We start from the raw sequence: 17,873 nt of genomic DNA on the forward strand, positions 1-17,873 counted from the left end.
ATGGATAATAAAATCGTATATGTCGTATCTGACTCTGTAGGGGAAACGGCTGATTTGGTTGTTCGAGCAGCAATGGGGCAATTCCCGTTTGCTCCTGATATTAGACGTGTACCGTATGTAGAAGATACAGGGACATTAAAAGAAGTGATTTCGATTGCTAAGAGTAATCAAGCACTTATATGTTTTACGTTAGTTAAGCCTGATATGCGCCAGTATTTAGTAACAGAGGCTGCAAAAGAAGGGGTAGAGGCATACGATATTATCGGCCCTCTTATTGATCAAATTGAAGAAATTACGGGGCAAGTGCCGAGATATGAGCCAGGTGTTGTCCGTAGGTTAGATGAAGAATACTTTAAAAAGATTGAAGCGATTGAGTTTGCTGTGAAGTATGATGACGGCAGAGATGCACGAGGTATTTTAAAAGCAGATATCGTGTTGATTGGTGTTTCGCGTACATCAAAAACACCACTTTCCCAATATTTAGCTCATAACAAACGCTTGAAAGTTGCGAATGTACCACTCGTGCCAGAAGTTGACCCACCTGAAGAACTATATCAAGTGGCAAAAGAAAAATGTTTCGGTTTGAAAATTACGCCAGATAAGTTAAATCATATTCGAAAAGAACGATTAAAATCACTCGGATTAAGTGATGGAGCAACATATGCAAATATTAATCGTATTCAAGAAGAAATTGATCACTTTGAGGAAGTAATTAGTAAAATAAATTGCCAAGTAATCGATGTATCGAATAAAGCGATTGAAGAAACAGCAAATATTATTGTGAATGCAGTGCAAAACCAAAAAATGTTTTAGCACATTTACCAAAGGTGAATGTGCTTTTTTCGCTCGTGTGAAATATGATACCTATGGATTTTGTAATAGATTGTAGTGTAATGGTTATACTTATACTCCTTTGTCTTTTAGTATATTCAAGGTGTGAGTTTGTCATCCTGAAATGTAAGATGAAAAAATAAAGGGATATGTAGCGTAGTTGAAGAAAATATATTATAATAAAAAATTGTGATAAAAACCTATATTTTACGTTTAGACTTTAATTTTTCAGAATAAACTAGGGATAGGATTTACGAAAAAGACATGTAATTACGTTAAATCGACAAAATCTATACAAGAAAACGCACATTATGGAAGGATTCACAGAAGGGATGTAGAATACAGAAATATGCAAAACATCAACAACATATTAGTTGGTGTAGATGTATATCCCGTGAAGGCTGAAATTGTGCAAGTTGGAGCGGAATTTCATGTCGGAATTTTGTTTGTCGCATCATATGCTCATCCTTTAAGGAAATAGCAAGGCAATTGGATCATTGTAGATACTGAACAAAATGGAGTTGATTGTTATATGGATCAACATGAAAAAGTTACAGATCTCAAGATCAAACAGTATATGTGGCTTGCTACTCTTCTTGTAAAAAGGTGTATATGTATTGTTTCTAAGAGATACATTTGTAACAGATGAGCAAATGTATACAATTTTATATAGCAAGTATGTATATGCGATTTATGCAGATAAAGGACCTATAGGAAAGGTTCAAAATCGTTTATACAATGTAATCGGCAACACTTTCTAACAAGTTTAGAAAAATATTGTCGAATTATAAAGGAATTTTTTAATTTATATCGAATACAAAATACGACACGGAGATGGAGTTATGGGGAACAGAATTCCCGAAGAAGTTGTTGAACAGATTCGGACATCATCCGATATTGTAGAAGTCATTGGTGAATACGTTCAACTTAGAAAACAGGGGCGTAACTATTTCGGCCTTTGTCCATTTCATGGTGAGAATTCTCCTTCATTCTCTGTTTCATCTGATAAGCAAATTTTTCATTGCTTCGGATGTGGAGAAGGTGGAAATGTATTTTCCTTTCTAATGAAAATGGAAGGACTGGCTTTTACCGAGGCTGTTCAAAAGCTAGGCGAAAGAAATGGAATTGCGGTTGCAGAGTACACATCAGGACAAGGACAACAAGAAGACATATCTGATGACACTGTCATCATGCAACAAGCTCATGAATTATTGAAAAAGTATTATCATCATTTATTAGTAAATACGGAAGAGGGAAATGAAGCACTTTCATATTTATTAAACCGTGGTATTACGAAAGAGATGATTGAGAAGTTTGAAATTGGTTATGCATCACCTGCTTGGGATGCGGCGACGAAAATTTTACAAAAAAGAGGTTTATCGCTGTCTAGTATGGAACAAGCTGGCCTTCTAATAAGAAGTGAGAAGGATGGTAGTCATTACGATCGCTTCCGTGGAAGAGTTATGTTCCCGATCTATACGTTACAAGGTAAGGTGATAGCGTTTAGTGGAAGGGCGTTAGGGGATGACACTCCGAAATATTTAAATAGCCCTGAAACACCGATTTTTCACAAAAGTAAATTGTTGTATAACTTCCACCAAGCAAGACCGTTTATTAGAAAGCGTGGGCAAGTGGTTCTTTTTGAAGGATATGCCGATGTACTAGCTGCGGTAAAAAGTGGTGTGGAAGAAGCTGTTGCGACAATGGGAACAGCTTTAACTGAAGAACAAGCAAAACTTCTGCGACGTAACGTTGAAACTGTTGTTCTTTGCTATGATGGTGATAAAGCAGGGCGAGAAGCGACGATGAAAGCAGGGCAATTATTGCTAAAAGTTGGTTGCCAAGTGAAAGTCACATCCTTGCCAGATAAGCTTGATCCTGATGAATATGTGCAACAATATGGGACTACCGCTTTTGAAAATCTTGTGAAATCAAGTGTGAGTTTTGTTGGTTTTAAAATAAATTATTTGCGTTTAGGGAAAAATTTGCAAGATGAGTCTGGCAAAGAAGAATATGTGAAAAGTGTTTTAAAAGAGTTATCGTTGTTACAAGATGCGATGCAGGCAGAGTCATATTTGAAGTCATTATCGCAAGAATTTTCGTATTCAATGGAAACACTTTTGAATCAATTGCACCAATATCGCAAAGAACAAAAGGTACAGCAAAAACAAATAAAGCAGGTTGCTAAACCGTCTCAAGTCGTTCAAACAAAACCGAAGTTAACAGGTTTTGAAAGAGCGGAAAGAGAAATTATTTACCATATGTTGCAAAGTGCAGAAGTAGCTGTTCGTATGGAATCCCATATAGAAGATTTTCATACAGAAGAACATAAAGGGATTTTATATGAACTATACGCATATTATGAAAAGGGAAATGAACCTTCAGTCGGAACATTTTTAAGTTGGCTCTCTGATGAAAAGTTGAAAAATATTATCACTGATATTTCGACGGATGAATTTATTAATCCAGAATACACAGAAGAAGTGTTACAAGGCCATTTGGAGACGCTTAGACGGCATCAGGAAAAACTTGAAAAGATGGAGATCATCTTTAAAGTGAAACAAATGGAAAAAACAGATCCTGTAGAGGCTGCTAAATATTATGTAGCATATTTACAAAATCAAAAAGCGAGAAAATAGCTTTTTTGATAAAGTTTTAGTATAATGAATGTTTGTATCTCGCGTAAGGAGGGGAACAGATGGCTGACAAACCAGCTCGTTCTAAACAAATTGAAACTGAAATGACCCTTGAGCAAGTGAAAGAACAACTCACTGAGCTCGGAAAAAAACGTGGCGTTCTTACATATGAAGAGATTGCAGAACGCATGAATGGATTTGAAATTGAATCCGATCAAATGGATGAATACTATGAATATTTAGGTGAACAAGGCATTGACTTAGTTGGTGATAATGACAACGAAGAAGGCCCTAATAATCGCCAAATTTCAAAAACAGAAGAAGAGTTTGACCTCAATGATTTAAGTGTACCACCAGGGGTTAAAATCAACGATCCTGTTCGTATGTATTTAAAAGAAATTGGTCGTGTAGACTTACTATCTGCAGAAGAAGAAATTCGACTTGCAACGCGTATTGAAGAAGGCGATGAAGAAGCGAAACGTCGTCTTGCAGAAGCAAACTTACGTCTTGTAGTAAGTATTGCAAAGCGCTATGTAGGTCGTGGTATGCTTTTCTTAGACTTAATTCAAGAAGGTAATATGGGTCTAATTAAAGCTGTTGAAAAGTTCGATTATCGTAAAGGTTTCAAATTTAGTACGTATGCAACTTGGTGGATTCGCCAAGCTATTACACGTGCCATTGCAGACCAAGCGCGAACAATTCGTATTCCAGTCCATATGGTTGAAACGATTAACAAGTTAATTCGTGTACAACGCCAATTATTACAAGATTTAGGTCGTGAACCGTCTCCTGAAGAGATTGGTGAAGAAATGGATCTTGCTCCAGAAAAAGTACGTGAAATCTTAAAAATTGCACAGGAGCCAGTTTCTCTTGAAACACCAATTGGTGAAGAAGATGACTCCCATTTAGGTGACTTTATTGAAGACCAAGAAGCAACATCGCCTGCGGACCATGCAGCCTATGAATTGCTAAAAGAACAATTAGAAGATGTGTTAGATACGCTAACAGATCGTGAAGAAAATGTTCTACGTCTTCGTTTCGGTTTAGATGATGGACGAACTCGTACGCTTGAAGAAGTTGGGAAAGTATTTGGCGTAACAAGAGAGCGTATCCGTCAAATTGAAGCAAAAGCACTTCGCAAATTAAGACATCCAAGCCGTAGTAAGCGTCTTAAGGATTTCTTAGAATAGGTTATTTTTAAGTTTACTTCACCATTGTGAAGTAAACTTTTTTATTTTGTTAATTTTTGTTAAAATTTAGCTATCGGCAACGATTACAATTTCTTGTAATTTATTTTACAGAATTGTCTTTTGATTTGCAAATGCTCATTTTTCGATTTTTCGATTAATTTTGTTTATTCTATACAAAAATATATGTAGAAAAGCGAAAAATATGATGAGAAACGTTAATAATTATCGAAATAATAAGCGATATGACAATAAAAAACAATAAACTGAATTTATGGAATATTTTTAACAAGTGGTAGTTTACTCTTTTCTGATAGAGCGTTTTCAAGTACAATGGAAATGACTGAATCATCTAACTATTTAGGGGTATAGAGGGGGGAGAAGAGATATGAAACGTAATCCGCTGATTCCGTTCGCTCTTATTGCAGCATTGGGTATTATCGTTATGTTTGTATTTTCATTTCAGGGGCTAAATAAATCTAAAGAGTTAGCTGATGCAAAAAATGGCGGGAAGCCAGCACAAACGGCATCAAAACCAGAAGATATTGTGAAGCAAAGCTGTACGAGCTGCCATGGTGATCAGTTACAAGGGGCAGTTGGACCTAACTTGCAAAAAATTGGTGGGAAACTTTCAAAGGATGAAATTAAAGAAATTCTTTCGAAAGGAAAAGGCAATATGCCTGCCAATATAGTTCCAGCTGATCAAGCCGCTAAAGTAGCTGATTGGTTATCGAAGAAAAAATAAAGTTCCGTATGACAAGCCTTTTGCTTATGCAAAGGGCTTGTTTTTCTATATTTTCTAAAATACGATGAATGATAGAGCAGTGAATTGTTGTTATGGGCTTGCAACAACTACTATAAATTCATTATCATGGAGACAGACTGACAAGAGAAGGAGTAATGGAAATACATGAATGAAGTAAAGCTTTCAAAACGATTAGAAGAAGTTGTACGTGAAATACCAGTAGGATCTACAGTCGCTGATATTGGATCGGATCATGCGTATTTACCGTGTTATACAATTATAAATAATATTGCTACAAAAGCAGTTGCAGGAGAGGTCGTAGATGGACCATTTCGCTCTGCGCAAGCAACTGTAGCTGAAAGTGGTTTACAAGATAAAGTAGATGTGCGTAAAGGGAATGGATTAGCTGTTATCGCACCAGGAGAAGTAGATGTAATTACAGTTGCCGGAATGGGTGGAGCGTTAATTCGTGACATTTTAGAAAGTGGTAAAGAAAAATTAGAAGGTGTAACACGTTTAATTTTACAGCCTAATATTGCAGCGCATCATATTCGTGAATGGTTTATTGAGAATGGTTGGGAGCTTATCCATGAAAAAATCGTAAAAGAAGATGGGAAAATTTACGAAATTTTAGTAGGGGAGCGAGGAAATGTTGCAGCGCCTTACTCTGAAAATAAACAAGCTGAATTGTTTATGGGACCATTTTTAATAACAGAAAAAAGTGAAGCCTTCGTTGAAAAATGGGAAGGAGAATTAAAAAACTTCCAAAATATTTTAAAACAGTTAGAACGTGCAGCTGATTCTGAAGAAACAAAAGCGAAGCGTGGGGAAGTAGAAGCGAAAATGAAAATGATAGGGGAGGTTTTATCATGAGTAAAATTCCAAATGGCCATGAAATTATTTCTTTATTTGAAAGTATGTATCCGAAGCATTTGGCGATGGAAGGAGATAAGATTGGCCTGCAGATTGGAGCGCTTAATAAACCCGTGCGGCACGTATTGATTGCGTTAGATGTAACGGAAGAAGTTGTGGATGAAGCAATTCAATTAGGGGCAAATGTCATTATTGCTCATCATCCTTTAATTTTTAACCCGTTAAAAGCGATTCATACAGATAAGGCGTATGGGAAAATTATTGAAAAGTGTATTAAAAATGATATTGCAATCTATGCAGCGCATACAAATGTGGATGTTGCTAAGGGCGGGGTAAATGATTTACTTGCTGAGGCGTTAGGATTGCAAAATACAGAAGTTTTGGCACCGACATATGCAGAAGAAATGAAAAAAGTTGTTGTGTTTGTGCCAGTCACTCATGCAGAAGAAGTAAGGAATGCATTAGGAGACGCAGGTGCTGGTCATATCGGCAATTATAGCCACTGTACGTTTAGTAGCGAGGGTACAGGCATATTTGTACCTCAAGAGGGGACAAATCCTTATATCGGGGAAACTGGACAGTTAGAACGTGTAGAAGAAGTGCGAATCGAAACGATTATTCCAGCTTCATTACAGCGGAAAGTGATTAAAGCAATGGTAACGGCGCACCCTTATGAAGAAGTAGCATACGATGTGTATCCGCTTGATAATAAAGGTGAAACGTTAGGCCTAGGAAAAATAGGATACTTACAAGAAGAAATGACGCTTGGTCAATTTGCAGAACATGTGAAACAATCATTAGACGTGAAGGGCGCAAGAGTTGTCGGTAAGTTAGACGATAAAGTGCGTAAAGTAGCTGTACTTGGTGGAGATGGTAATAAATATATAAACCAAGCGAAATTTAAAGGAGCAGATGTATATGTAACTGGTGACATGTACTATCATGTTGCTCATGATGCGATGATGCTCGGTTTAAATATAGTTGACCCAGGACATAATGTTGAAAAAGTAATGAAACAAGGTGTACAAAAGCAATTACAAGAAAAAGTAGATGCAAAGAAACTCAATGTACACATTCATGCTTCGCAGTTACATACAGATCCATTTATATTTGTATAAGAAAAATAAAAACCGTTGCTCATGCAAGCAACGGTTTTTATTATTGTTCTTTTTTCACTTTCACGCGAGGTAATATTTTTTGTAACGGTACTTTTCGAACTCTTTCCCATGTAGCGGGATTCATTGGGTTATATTGCTCTAAGAAAGCGATAACTTCTTTCGTAATTGGCGTTGGAGTAGAAGCACCTGCTGTAACAGCTACGTTTTCTACACCTTGTAGCCACTCTAATTGAATTTCGCTTACATCAGCAACTCGATATGCTTTTGTACCCGCGATTTCTTGTGATACTTGTGCTAAGCGATTTGAATTGTTACTTTTCGGATCACCAACAACAATTGTTAAGTCTGCAACATCAGCTTGTTTAGCGACAGCTTCTTGGCGAACTTGAGTTGCTAAACAAATTTCTTTATGGAATTCTGCTGTTGGGAATTTTTTTTGAATGTCCTCCATTAAATGTTGAACATCCCATTGACTCATCGTTGTTTGATTTGTTACTAAAATTTTATCTGTTGGGATTTCTAATGTTTTTAAATCATCGGCTCTTTCGATAAGGTGAACGATGTCAGGTGCAATACCAACTGCGCCTTCTGGCTCTGGATGATTTTTTTTACCGATATAAATGACATGATACCCTTCCGCTTTCTTAGCTTCGATAAGGTCATGCGTCTTGGTAACATCTGGGCAAGTAGCATCGATTGTTGTTAAACCTTTTTCTTTTGCGCGTTGTTTAACTTCTGGAGAAACACCGTGTGCAGTGAAAATAACAGTACCAGAATCAATTTTATCTAAAATTTCTAAGCGACTTGGACCGTCTAATGTGATGATTCCATCTTCTTCAAAAGCGTCTGTAACATGTTTATTGTGAACAATCATACCTAAAATATAAATGGGTCTCGGCAATGATTTATCTAATGCGGCGTTACGTGCAATTACCATTGCATCGACAACACCGTAGCAATAACCACGAGGGGAAATTTTAACAATTTTCATATGAGTAATCCTCTCCTTCTAAACAAGGGATACTTTTGTGCATAGTCTTTTACATTATAAAGGAGGAGTGGATAGAAAACAAAGGATTGTTACACATATAGTTTTGGTTTTGTTGCTGTTTGTTGAACTGGTTCTTTCGGTAACTCTTTTTCTATTACAGGTTCAATCACTATTTTCTTTCGTTTTCGTTTCTTTTTTTGAGGTGCAGGAGGCGGACTTTCTACTTCAACTGGCTCTGTTACATTTTCCGTTTGATTTTCTTCCGTGCTTTTTCCAGAGGTGAGGATTTTAACAATGCTTGGTAGACTACGCATAATAGGACCGTACTGTTCGACGACAGGACCTACAGATTGAACGACTTGGGATACTTTTTCGATGTTATTTATCATATTAGTTGGATTTGAAATTAAGTTCGAAAAAAAACTGCCGATGCCACTGCTTGCTGTTGCCGCAGCTGTAGTTGTGCCCCCGCGCGTTTCAGTTGATTCATACATTTGAGGCGGTATCATTTGCTCAGGATATTGCTGCATGTATGGTTGATATTGTGGATGTTGCTGCGGATATTGTTGTTGGTATTGCTGCGGATATTGCTGTTGATATTGGGGCGGTGGTGGTTGCTGATGCATCATCGGTTGCCCTTCCATTTGTCGGTAAGGTGGAACCATTTGCATAAAAGGCTCGGTTGGATCGTGTTTTTTAAAAAGCTTAGCAAGAAAACCTTTCTTTTTTTGTGCCATTGGTGGTAGTTGTGGAATTGGATATGGTGTATAAGGTTGCTGCCCTGGATTCGGATACATTTGCCTTGTAGGGGATTTCGGAAACATGTGAGAAATCCTCCTTTCTTCAGTTAGGTATATACACATACAATATGCAATAAAAGGGAAGAAGGTTAGTTTTTGAAGTGAAAACCTAAACTAAAGATGGATTTTACTTGTAGATTTCGATATAATGTAGACTTGACTGATTTGTGCGCGCAGTAGAAATTTTAGAAAGAAGGTGTAACTTATGACACAACAAACTTTTACACAGTATGATTTTAAACCATTTTTAATAGATGCAGTTCGTGAACTACGCTTTACAGAGCCGACAGGAATTCAGCAGAAAATTTTCCCAGTCGTGAAAAAAGGTGTAAGTGTAATTGGACAATCCCAAACAGGTTCTGGGAAAACACATGCATACTTACTTCCTACATTAAACAGAATTAATGCAAGTCGTGAAGAAGTACAACTTGTTATTACAGCGCCTACTCGTGAGTTAGCACAACAAATTTACGAAGAAATCGTGAAATTAACAAAGTTTTGTGCGGAAGACCAAATGATTACAGCACGTTGTTTAATTGGTGGAACTGATAAACAACGTTCAATTGAGAAATTGAAAAAACAACCTCATATCGTAGTTGGGACACCAGGACGTATTAAAGACTTAGTTGAAGAACAAGCATTATTTGTTCATAAAGCAAATACGATTATTGTCGATGAAGCAGACTTAATGCTTGATATGGGATTCATTCATGATGTAGACAAAATTGCAGCACGCATGCCTAAAAACTTGCAAATGTTAGTTTTCTCTGCAACAATTCCTCAAAAACTAAAACCGTTTCTGAAGAAATATATGGAGAATCCAGAGCATATTCATATCAATCCAAAACAAGTTGCAGCTGGAAACATTGAACACTATTTAGTGCCTTCTAAACATCGTAATAAAATTGATTTAGTGCATAAAATGCTACTTCAATTTAAACCGTATTTAGCAGTTGTTTTCACGAATACGAAAAAGATGGCAGACCAAGTTGCTGATGGATTAATGGAACGTGGCTTAAAAGTTGGACGAATTCACGGGGATTTATCACCACGTGATCGTAAAAAAATGATGAAACAAATTCGTGACCTTGAATTCCAATATATTGTTGCGACTGATTTAGCAGCACGTGGTATTGATATTGAAGGGATTAGCCATGTTATTAACTATGAGCTACCATCAGATTTAGATTTCTTCGTTCACCGCGTTGGAAGAACAGCACGTGCGGGGCATTCTGGTATTGCAGTGACGATTTATGATCCAGCAAACGAAGAAGCGTTAGATAGCTTAGAAAAACAACGTCATATCGAGTTTAAACATGTAGATTTACGTGGAGATGAGTGGGCAGATTTAGGTGAGCGTCGTCGTCGTAAGAGCCGTAAAAAACCAAATGACGAACTTGATGTTATGGCAACGAAAGTTATTAAAAAACCGAAAAAAGTAAAACCAAACTATAAACGTAAACTTGCAACAGAACGTGACAAAGTGAAGAGGAAATATAGCAATAAAAAAAGATAAGGGGTTTCCCTTATCTTTTTTTAATCCCGCTAATTTAAATGAAGAGTATAGTCTGTCTAAATAGTCATATGAATTTGTGTAGTGCGTCTTTTGTGAACAAACAATTCACTACATATTTCTACAAATTATGCTATCATTATATCTATTGTATATTGAAGAGGTGATTGTATGTTAAAGATTGGATCTCATGTTTCTATGAGTGGTAAGAAAATGTTATTAGCAGCAAGTGAAGAGGCTGTTTCATACGGTGCAACAACGTTTATGATTTATACAGGTGCACCGCAAAATACACGAAGAAAACCAATTGAAGAATTGAACATAGAAGCAGGAAGAAAACATATGGAGCTGAACGGAATTGAGGAAATTATCGTCCATGCGCCGTATATTATTAATGTTGGGAATACGACGAAGCCAGAAACATTCCAATTAGGCGTAGACTTTCTTCGCATGGAAATTGAAAGAACATCGGCATTAGGTGTAGCGAAACAAATTGTTCTTCACCCAGGAGCGCACGTTGGTGCTGGAGCAGATGCTGGTATTCAACAAATTATTAAAGGGCTTAATGAAGTGTTAACGCCAGAACAGACGGTTAACATTGCGTTAGAGACGATGGCAGGAAAAGGAACAGAATGCGGTCGTAGCTTTGAAGAAATTGCAAAGATTATTGATGGTGTAAAATATAATGAAAAGCTATCCGTATGCTTTGATACGTGTCATACGCACGATGCAGGATATGATATTGTAAATGACTTTGACGGCGTATTAAACGAATTCGATAAGATCGTTGGTATAGATCGTTTACAAGTACTTCATATTAATGATAGTAAAAATGTACGCGGAGCAGGAAAAGACCGTCATGAAAACATTGGATTTGGTCACATTGGGTATAAAGTATTGCATCACATTGTACATCATCCACAGTTAATGCATGTACCAAAAATTCTTGAAACACCGTATGTAGGGGAAGATAAAAAAGATAAGAAGCCACCATATAAATTGGAAATCGAAATGCTGAAAAACGGCACTTTTGATGAAGGGCTTCTTGAAAAAATTAAAGCGCAATAAGGAGGGGAAATCCCCTCCTTATTTTAGTAGTTGCTGAAATAATGTATTTACTTGTTGGGCAGTGGCAGGGGAAGTTACTTTTGCGATCTGTTTTAAGAGCTCTAGTCGCTCGTTGTTATCGTAAATATTAATATTTTTACCCTTCATAAGTAAAACGATTTGGTCAGCTTGTGCGGCTGTAATAGGAACTTCGTATTCTTTGCTATATTTTAATAACTCTTTTGTAGAAATATGATTTAATTTTTTATTAACAATTTGTTTAATGAGGTTCATCTTATTATCCTCCTTCACGCGTTCTTCTATCGAAATATATGAGCATGTAGCTTGTACATATTCGTATGGAGTTTCTTTTTTCATGAGGAAAAGAAGCGTATGTTATAATATAAGGACGAAACTACAGAAAAAGAGTACAGGGAGGGCTTATGGAGCAAAAGCAACATCGAAAAGAAAGTGTTATTCATCTCATTTATCGTTTAGTTATGATTATTTTTGGAGCAGCATGCGCGGCGGTGGCGATTGAACTATTTTTAATGCCAAATAAAATTATTGATGGTGGAATTATTGGTATTTCTCTTATATTAGATTATCTTACTCCTAACATTTGGTGGTTAAGTTTTTCTACTTTAGTCGTTGTTCTCAATATCCCATTTATGTATTCCGGTTATAAGCAAATTGGAAAAACATTTATGTTATCTTCGACATTTGGTATTGTAGCGTTAGCTTTCATTGAGTCAACGTTACATGCGGTGCCACCATTTACAACAGAACCTATTTTAGCGACAGTGTTTGGTGGGCTTATTTTAGGTCTTGGTGTAGGACTTGTAATTCGTCATGGTGGGTCGTTAGATGGAACTGAAATTATGGGGATTTTATTAACGAAGAAACTACCGTTCTCTGTTGGTGAATTCGTAATGTTTGTGAACTTATTTATTTTTGCATGGGCAGCATTTGTGTTTGGTGTGGAACAAGCGATGTATTCTGTTATGACGTACTATATCGCATTTAAAACAATCGATACAGTAATTCAAGGGCTAGATGAAACGAAGGCGGTTTTAATTGTATCTGATCAATATGAGGAAGTATCAAACGCGATTTTGCATCGTCTTGGCCGTGGAACGACAAAGCTTGTAGCAAAAGGTGGTTACACGGATAAAGAAAAAGAAGTTATTTATGCAGTTGTAACGCGTCTAGAAGTGACGAAATTAAAGTCAATTGTGCATGAAATTGATGAAAATGCGTTTGTTACGATTATGAGCACGCAAGAGACAAATGGTGGTAAGTTTAAATCGGCTATTCACTAAAAGTTTATAGGAATATTTTTTGAAAGCAGAGAATTTTTCTCTGCTTTTTGTTATAATAGTAAGGTTTCTTGAAAAAATAGATATATTTTAGGCAGATTGGTTTACAACTATAATAAGCTGTACTATAATTCAAATAGATATAAATCGGAATCATTCTGAATTAAAATAGGTGAGATGCTATGAATAATATATTAGAAATTGAAGGTTTAACATTCCGATATGAAGATCGGAATGTGTTAGAAAATATTAATTTGCAAGTTCCGAAGGGAGCTTTTTTAGGTTTAGTGGGACCGAATGGTTCAGGTAAATCAACTTTACTTAAGTGTTTATTAGGCGTTTTAAAGCCAAAAGAAGGAAGCATACGCGTGTTTGGCGTTGATAGTAAGAAGTTTAAGGAATGGAACAAAGTTGGTTATGTATCCCAAAAGGCAAATAGTTTCAATTCTGGTTTTCCAGCAACTGTTTCTGAAGTTGTCTCAATGGGACTTGTTTCGAAAAAAGGGCTTTTTCGCTTTTTTACAAAAGAGGATAAAAAAAAGGTAGAAAAAGCAATTGCTGATGTAGGGATGAGTGAGTTTCAAGGTCGTAACATTGGAGAGCTTTCTGGTGGACAGCAACAGCGTGTATTTATTGCTCGTGCGCTCGTTAGTGATCCTGAATTGCTTATTTTGGACGAGCCTACTGTTGGAATCGATGTGAAAAATGTGGAAAGTTTTTACGAAATATTAGAGGATTTAAACAAAAGGCTCGGGATCACATTAATTCTTGTTACTCATGATATGGGAGCTGTTACTGAAAAAGTAACACATGTTGCATGCCTAAACCAACATCTACATTTCCATGGAAATGTAGAGAAGTTCCGAGAGTTAGAAGATGCAGAAATGTCCGTCTTATATGGACATCATGTTCATCGTTTAGAACACGAACATGAGCATCACGGGAGGATATAATGATACAAGATTTTTTACAATATGACTTTTTACGTAATTCTTTATACGCAGGTATTTTAATTGGACTTGTTGCACCGCTAATTGGTGTGTTTGTTGTTATTCGTCGTTTATCTCTTATTGCGGATGCATTAAGTCACGTGACGTTATCGGGTATTGCAGCAAGTTTATTACTTGAAAAAACCATTTTTACAGGTGGATTTTTAAACCCCTTATATATGGGGATGATTTTCTCGATTGGTGGAGCGCTACTAATCGAAAAGTTACGAACTGTATATAAGCACTATCAAGAATTAGCAATTCCAATTATCCTTTCGGCAGGGATGGGGGTTGGAGTTATTTTCATTTCACTTGCAAATGGATTTAACACAGACTTATTTAGTTATTTATTTGGTAGTGTCAGTGCTGTAACAAGTACAGATTTAATTATTATTGGGATTGTAGCAATTGTTGTTGTTGCGACAATTATTTTATTATATAAAGAGCTGTTTCTATTATCATTTGATGAGGAATACGCAGTATCAACTGGTTTAAGAGCGAAATGGATTCACTTTATTTTCATTATATTAGTTGCTCTTGTCATTGCAGTATCAATGCGTGTAGTGGGGGTTCTTCTCGTATCATCATTAATGACATTACCAGTTGCAGCAAGTATTCGTATTGCTAAAGGATTTAAACAAACAATTTTCTTTTCCATTTTATTTGGTGAAATTGCAGTAATTGGTGGAATGTTTGCTTCGTATCAACTTGATCTAGCGCCAGGTGGTACAATTGTTATGATAGCAGTTCTTATTTTAATCGGTGCGATTTTATGGAAGAAGAAAAAAACTGCATAAAGTAGGGATAGGTATGAATCTAACAGAAGCTTTACGCCTAATGAAAGAAAAAGGATATAAACATACTGGAAAAAGAGAAGAGATGCTCAGATTATTTGCAGCACATAATCGTTATTTAACTGCGAAAGACGTTTTAGAACATATGAAAGACGATTATCCAGGGCTTAGTTTTGATACGATTTATCGTAACTTAACAGTTTTTGCTGAGATTGGTGTTTTAGAACAAACGGAATTAAATGGCGAAAAACATTTTCGTTTTACTTGTTCTATTATGGAACATCATCATCATTTTATTTGTTTGGATTGTGGGGGGACGAAAGAGATTACTTCCTGCCCAATGGATTTTATGAATAAAGATTTTACTGGTTATGAAGTAACGGGTCATAAGTTTGAAATATATGGTCGTTGTCCAAAATGTGCAAAGTAAAAGCTCGTCGGTTATGTAACTGACGAGCTTTTTTACGTAGAAAAGAAGGTTGCTCACAAATATTGTGGCAACCTTCTTTTTATTGTTCTTGTGTCTCTTTTTCTTTTTCTCGTTCAGCAGCCATTTCAGCAGCAATTACGTCGATTTCTTTTTTCAGTTCTTCTACCATTGTTTCTTCTGGTACTTTACGAACGACTTGCCCTTTACGGAATAATAATCCCTCTCCACGTGCACCGGCAATACCGATATCAGCTTCACGAGCTTCACCAGGGCCATTTACAGCGCAACCAAGTACTGCAACTTTAATTGGTACTTGAAGTGTAGAGATGTATTCTTCCACTTCGTTAGCAATGCTAATTAAATCGATTTCAATACGACCACAAGTTGGACAAGAGATAAGTGTTGCTGCATTAGACGCAAGACCGAATGATTTTAATAATTCGCGAGCAACTTTTACTTCTTCAACTGGATCAGCACTTAATGAAATACGTAGTGTATTTCCGATGCCTTTATTTAAGATTGCTCCAAGACCAGCAGCACTTTTTACAGTTCCGGCAAACAATGTTCCAGATTCTGTAATACCTAAATGTAATGGATAATCAAAAGCACGAGCAGCTTTCTCGTATGCTTCGATTGCTAAGTTAACATCAGAGGCTTTCATAGATACGATAATATCGTGGAAATCTAAGTCCTCTAAAATTTTAATATGATGTAGCGCGCTCTCAACCATACCATCTGCAGTTGGGTACCCGTACTTTTCTAAAATGTGTCGCTCTAATGAACCAGCGTTTACACCGATACGGATGGGAATACCGCGCTCTTTTGCTGCATTTACAACAGCTTCTACTTTATGGCGACGACCAATATTACCTGGATTGATACGTACTTTATCGATGCCACCTTCAATTGCTTTTAAAGCAAGGCGATAATCAAAATGAATATCAGCAACAAGTGGAATGTTGATTTGTTTTTTTATATCAGCAATAGCATCTGCTGCGCGTTCATCTGGAACGGCAACGCGGACGACTTGACAGCCGGCTTCTTCTAAACGCTTGATTTCAGCAACTGTTGCTTCAACATCATGTGTTTTTGTTGTTGTCATACTTTGTATAATTAATTCATTATTACCGCCGATTGTTAAATTACCGACTTTAACTGGACGTGTTTTTGTACGATGAGTCATTTCATTCACGAATAGATCGCTCTCCTTATAAAAGAAGTTTCTTATTTAGTCCCTCATATCAATGATAGTATACGTGATATAGGGCTATAGAAACCGAAGTACTCGGTTTCACTTTTACTATTGTATCAGCGCCTTTATGTAATTGACAAGGATTAAGTGATAGCTTATTGATATAACGGGAATTTATAAGACTTTCCAATTTGTATTTTTGTAGCAGATGTACTTTTGTTTAATTGTTTAAAGTCGTCAATGACTTTTTCTATGGAAGGAATTTTTTTCTTGTTAATTTGTTCTGTAATAGAAAGAACTGTCTCACCAGTTTTTACTTCAATTGTTTTATAAGATACATCCGTTTCTTTTTCTGTTTTGTTCGCTTTATTTTGTTGACTGTCTGTGTTTTCTTTTTTAATTGTTTGAGCAGCAGTTGTTTTTTTATATGAACTTAACATCGGTAAAGTACCGATTTTTATATCGTAATAAAATATATAACCGAGAACAAGCACGAATAGGAATATACCTAATCTCTTCATATTCTTCACTCCTTTGCTAGGAATATATGCTTGTCCAAAAAAAAAATGCCTATTTAGGCATTTTTTATTTTTCTTTCGGTTTGGGTACCTCTTTAATCGTTAAGTATAGAACGATTAAAACAACAGCGATATAAATGAACGTTGCTCCAGGTACGACGATTTTGAATAAATCCATAATCATGAAGAAAATGGTTGGGATCGTGTAGCTGTATGCAGTTAGTGTCCAAACTTGTTTATAGGATAGTTTACGTTGACCGCTCATAGCAGAACCGATGAACGCAAGTAAAGTCACGCCTACAAAAGTTATGAATAATTGGAATAGGTACACTAAGAATCCAATAACAAATAATAAAATTGGATAAATATTATCGAATAAAGAAATAAATTCTTGTAGATCTTTTTTCTCAAGAGATGCACCTAACAAATCGTTATAAGAATACGTTTGTGTTTGACCATTTCCCATAGAGACTACTTTATCTTTTAAAACAAATAAACCTGTTTTATTTTGATATTTTTCTAGGTCTGTTGAATTTGGATCAAATACGAAAAGTGTATTTCCTTCTTCTTTTTCAATAGGTTGATCAATATCGGCTTTTAGTTCGCCATTTTCGATTTTAAAATCAGGTAAATCTTTATCGATGACTTGATTTACCATGCCAACACCATCCTGGATAAAACTACCGTACAAAAAAGTTCTTGGAATAGTAGTAATTAAGCAAAGTAGCATAATATACAAAATGGTTTTACCGATTTTTTGAAAACGGAATAGCGCCATATCTTTAGGCGAGTATATGCTTTTTACGAATTGGGTAAATATGGACATAGATTCACTTCCTTTATGTATGTATAAAATCATTGTAACGTAGGAATCTAGAGAATCTCAAGAT

The 17,873-nt window shown here is 36.1% G+C and carries 20 protein-coding genes; 14 read left to right on the forward strand and 6 right to left on the reverse strand.

The window, feature by feature from the left end; genetic code table 11:
- From MR112_RS06260 to MR112_RS06290, 8 genes are all read left to right on the forward strand, one after another.
- The gene (locus tag MR112_RS06260; protein ID WP_000368944.1) at nt 1-813 is read left to right on the forward strand and encodes a pyruvate, water dikinase regulatory protein; all 813 of its coding nucleotides are present in this window, start codon (nt 1-3) and stop codon (nt 811-813) included.
- A 367-nt stretch (nt 814-1,180) separates the two neighbouring features.
- Nucleotides 1,181-1,312 (forward strand): hypothetical protein, encoded by a 132-nt coding sequence (locus MR112_RS28760; protein ID WP_002024806.1) that lies wholly within the window; start codon nt 1,181-1,183, stop codon nt 1,310-1,312.
- Between the two features lie 136 nt (nt 1,313-1,448).
- On the forward strand, nt 1,449-1,592 hold the full coding sequence (locus tag MR112_RS06265) for a hypothetical protein (RefSeq protein WP_000479733.1): 144 nt from the start codon (nt 1,449-1,451) through the stop codon (nt 1,590-1,592).
- 81 nt (nt 1,593-1,673) lie between these two features.
- Nucleotides 1,674-3,470: a DNA primase gene (dnaG, locus tag MR112_RS06270; protein WP_000528221.1), complete on the forward strand. Its 1,797-nt coding sequence runs from the start codon at nt 1,674-1,676 to the stop codon at nt 3,468-3,470.
- A 59-nt stretch (nt 3,471-3,529) separates the two neighbouring features.
- Nucleotides 3,530-4,657, forward strand: coding sequence for an RNA polymerase sigma factor RpoD (rpoD, locus tag MR112_RS06275; protein ID WP_000764065.1), 1,128 nt, complete (start codon nt 3,530-3,532; stop codon nt 4,655-4,657).
- Between the two features lie 385 nt (nt 4,658-5,042).
- A complete protein-coding gene (gene cccA / locus MR112_RS06280; RefSeq protein ID WP_000828141.1) occupies nt 5,043-5,399 on the forward strand; it encodes a cytochrome c550 in 357 nt (118 codons plus the stop codon).
- 165 nt (nt 5,400-5,564) lie between these two features.
- Entirely contained in the window at nt 5,565-6,272 is a 708-nt protein-coding gene (locus tag MR112_RS06285; protein ID WP_001006542.1) for a tRNA (adenine(22)-N(1))-methyltransferase, read from the forward strand.
- The gene (locus MR112_RS06290; RefSeq protein ID WP_242244863.1) at nt 6,269-7,390 is read left to right on the forward strand and encodes a Nif3-like dinuclear metal center hexameric protein; all 1,122 of its coding nucleotides are present in this window, start codon (nt 6,269-6,271) and stop codon (nt 7,388-7,390) included. Before MR112_RS06285 ends, MR112_RS06290 begins: the two co-directional genes overlap by 4 nt.
- Before the next feature lie 40 nt (nt 7,391-7,430).
- Here the strand turns inward: MR112_RS06290 and MR112_RS06295 are convergent, their stop codons facing one another.
- On the reverse strand, nt 7,431-8,381 hold the full coding sequence (locus MR112_RS06295) for a 4-hydroxy-3-methylbut-2-enyl diphosphate reductase (protein WP_000706662.1): 951 nt from the start codon (nt 8,379-8,381) through the stop codon (nt 7,431-7,433).
- 89 nt (nt 8,382-8,470) lie between these two features.
- Nucleotides 8,471-9,205: a YqfQ family protein gene (locus MR112_RS06300; RefSeq protein ID WP_000484167.1), complete on the reverse strand. Its 735-nt coding sequence runs from the start codon at nt 9,203-9,205 to the stop codon at nt 8,471-8,473.
- A gap of 181 nt (nt 9,206-9,386) precedes the next feature.
- Here MR112_RS06300 and MR112_RS06305 point away from each other — a divergent pair, with 181 nt between their 5' ends.
- Nucleotides 9,387-10,697 (forward strand): DEAD/DEAH box helicase, encoded by a 1,311-nt coding sequence (locus MR112_RS06305; RefSeq protein WP_000194017.1) that lies wholly within the window; start codon nt 9,387-9,389, stop codon nt 10,695-10,697.
- Between the two features lie 168 nt (nt 10,698-10,865).
- The gene (locus MR112_RS06310) at nt 10,866-11,762 is read left to right on the forward strand and encodes a deoxyribonuclease IV (protein ID WP_242244864.1); all 897 of its coding nucleotides are present in this window, start codon (nt 10,866-10,868) and stop codon (nt 11,760-11,762) included.
- An 18-nt stretch (nt 11,763-11,780) separates the two neighbouring features.
- Here the strand turns inward: MR112_RS06310 and MR112_RS06315 are convergent, their stop codons facing one another.
- Nucleotides 11,781-12,035: a DUF2624 domain-containing protein gene (locus MR112_RS06315; protein ID WP_001048954.1), complete on the reverse strand. Its 255-nt coding sequence runs from the start codon at nt 12,033-12,035 to the stop codon at nt 11,781-11,783.
- Nucleotides 12,036-12,184: 149 nt separating this feature from the next.
- On the opposite strand from MR112_RS06315, the gene MR112_RS06320 reads away from it, so the two are divergent.
- The 4 genes from MR112_RS06320 (at nt 12,185) to MR112_RS06335 (ending at nt 15,273) form a co-directional block, all read left to right on the forward strand.
- Nucleotides 12,185-13,063, forward strand: coding sequence for a YitT family protein (locus MR112_RS06320; RefSeq protein ID WP_000435963.1), 879 nt, complete (start codon nt 12,185-12,187; stop codon nt 13,061-13,063).
- A gap of 179 nt (nt 13,064-13,242) precedes the next feature.
- Nucleotides 13,243-14,013, forward strand: a complete 771-nt coding sequence (locus MR112_RS06325; protein ID WP_001059662.1) for a metal ABC transporter ATP-binding protein — start codon at nt 13,243-13,245, stop codon at nt 14,011-14,013.
- Complete coding sequence (locus MR112_RS06330; RefSeq protein WP_000613815.1) at nt 14,013-14,846, forward strand: metal ABC transporter permease; 834 nt, start codon at nt 14,013-14,015, stop codon at nt 14,844-14,846. The genes MR112_RS06325 and MR112_RS06330 overlap by 1 nt, the downstream gene beginning before the upstream one ends.
- Nucleotides 14,847-14,859: 13 nt before the next feature.
- Nucleotides 14,860-15,273, forward strand: a complete 414-nt coding sequence (locus MR112_RS06335; protein ID WP_001054516.1) for a Fur family transcriptional regulator — start codon at nt 14,860-14,862, stop codon at nt 15,271-15,273.
- 79 nt (nt 15,274-15,352) lie between these two features.
- On the opposite strand, the gene ispG is transcribed toward MR112_RS06335, so the two are convergent.
- The 3 genes from ispG to yqgB all read right to left on the reverse strand — a co-directional run bounded on the left by ispG (nt 15,353) and on the right by yqgB (nt 17,809).
- Entirely contained in the window at nt 15,353-16,456 is a 1,104-nt protein-coding gene (gene ispG / locus MR112_RS06340; protein WP_153577907.1) for a flavodoxin-dependent (E)-4-hydroxy-3-methylbut-2-enyl-diphosphate synthase, read from the reverse strand.
- A 164-nt stretch (nt 16,457-16,620) separates the two neighbouring features.
- Entirely contained in the window at nt 16,621-16,986 is a 366-nt protein-coding gene (yqfZ, locus tag MR112_RS06345) for a protein YqfZ (protein ID WP_000825414.1), read from the reverse strand.
- A 64-nt stretch (nt 16,987-17,050) separates the two neighbouring features.
- Nucleotides 17,051-17,809, reverse strand: coding sequence for a protein YqgB (gene yqgB / locus MR112_RS06350; protein ID WP_000021898.1), 759 nt, complete (start codon nt 17,807-17,809; stop codon nt 17,051-17,053).
- Nucleotides 17,810-17,873: the final 64 nt, after the last annotated feature.

This window comes from Bacillus cereus group sp. BfR-BA-01330, from assembly GCF_022663885.1.
Lineage (GTDB): Bacteria > Bacillota > Bacilli > Bacillales > Bacillaceae_G > Bacillus_A > Bacillus_A cereus.